The organism is Rhizobium sp. 25PS6 (assembly GCF_032464655.1).
In the GTDB taxonomy this organism is placed as follows: Bacteria; Pseudomonadota; Alphaproteobacteria; order Rhizobiales; family Rhizobiaceae; genus Rhizobium; species Rhizobium laguerreae.
Genome location: NZ_JAWDIV010000065.1, coordinates 1 through 1,030, shown reverse-complemented (window position 1 = coordinate 1,030; position 1,030 = coordinate 1). Strand labels below are relative to the sequence as shown.

The 1,030-nt window shown below is 61.9% G+C and carries 1 protein-coding gene; it reads left to right on the top strand.

The window, feature by feature from the left end:
• The coding region (locus RWK44_RS34810; RefSeq protein ID WP_316030174.1) for a cation:proton antiporter at nt 1–1,030 on the top strand (1,030 nt) is incomplete at both ends.

Genomic DNA, 1,030 nt, shown 5'->3' with positions numbered 1-1,030 from the left:
GATCTTGTCCGTCTTCGATCTCATCTCGCTGCTTCTGGTTCTCACTGCCGGGTTCTCCTGGGTCAACCATCGCTATTTCAGGCTTCCCCCCTCGATCGGGATCCTCGTGATGGGACTTGCGGCCTCAGCTTTGCTCGTCCTGCTGGAGCTTTCGATTCCAGACGTTTCCGTCTACGCGGATGTCGCAGCTCTTGTGCGGCAGGTCGATTTCCAGACGACCGTCATGAACGGGCTTCTCGCCTTCCTCCTGTTTGCTGGCTCGCTCCATGTCGACTTTTCCGCCCTTCGCTCACGAGTCGCGGTCGTTGGTGCTATGGCCACCTTCGGCGTGCTGCTTTCAACGGCGCTCGTCGGCGTCGCGATGTGGGCCCTGGCAGCCCTGCTTGGCATAGAGCTGCCATTCCTGTGGGCGCTGGTGTTCGGCGCGCTGATCAGCCCTACTGATCCCGTGGCGGTTCTTTCGACGCTCAAGGCCATCAAGGTTCCGCAAGCGCTCGAGACCGACATGGCGGGCGAGTCGCTGTTCAACGACGGCGTCGGGGTCGTCGTATTCACCGCATTGCTCGCGCTGGCGAGCGGCGGCGCCGATGTTGGCGCGGCGCAGGTCGCGGAACTGTTCGTCCTCGAGGCACTGGGAGGGGCAGTGATCGGCCTGCTATCAGGTTACGTCGCCTACTTGGCCATGAGGGCGATCGACGACTATCCTGTCGAGGTTTTGATTTCCATCGCATTGGCGATGGGTTGCTATTCCCTCGCCTCCGCACTGCATATGAGCGGTCCGATCGCCGTCGTGGTCGCCGGAATCCTCGTTGGCAACCGCGGACCGAAGGACGCGCTCAGCGAGGTAACGCAGCGATATCTCTTCGGCTTCTGGACGTTGGTCGACCAGATCCTAAACTCGGTGCTCTTCCTCCTTATCGGACTTGAGGTACTTGTTCTTCGCTACGAGGCGCCGATCCTGCCGCTCGCCCTCGCCGCGATACCTGTGGCGCTCGCGGCCCGCTTCGCGTCGACCATCATCCCCGTGACC